Raw genomic sequence first — 304 nt, forward strand, 5'->3', positions numbered from 1 at the left:
GCCGGAAGATAAAAAGATCATTGTGATAAATGAACAATGGCAGATTACATATTGGATGCTCTGTTTACAGACTACGCAGGATAAGCTGGTGAAAGCTCTTAAAACGGTGGGCACAGACCCGGAAACCGTTAAGCGCTATCTCCTACACTGAGCTTTCTGACTTACCCACCTCCCGGTGGGTTTTTTATTTAAATCGGGCCGCCGTGAACTGTTCGGGGATAAAGAACAGGAAAAAAGTGGATAAAAAAATCCCGGGCGGATGGCCCGGGAGCAACAGGAGTAAGCACTTCCGGTCTGAGGCCGG

Annotated in this window: 1 protein-coding gene; it reads left to right on the forward strand. The window is 48.4% G+C overall.

All coding sequences use genetic code 11. The features are described 5' to 3' along the window. Positions 1 to 151, forward strand: a 151-nt coding sequence (locus tag IAE30_RS30480; protein WP_200681640.1) for a DUF3606 domain-containing protein, incomplete at its 5' end; no start/stop codon positions are given. Positions 152 to 304 lie beyond the last annotated feature (153 nt).

The organism is Pantoea sp. S61, assembly GCF_016625145.1.
Taxonomy (GTDB): domain Bacteria; phylum Pseudomonadota; class Gammaproteobacteria; order Enterobacterales; family Enterobacteriaceae; genus Pantoea; species Pantoea rwandensis_B.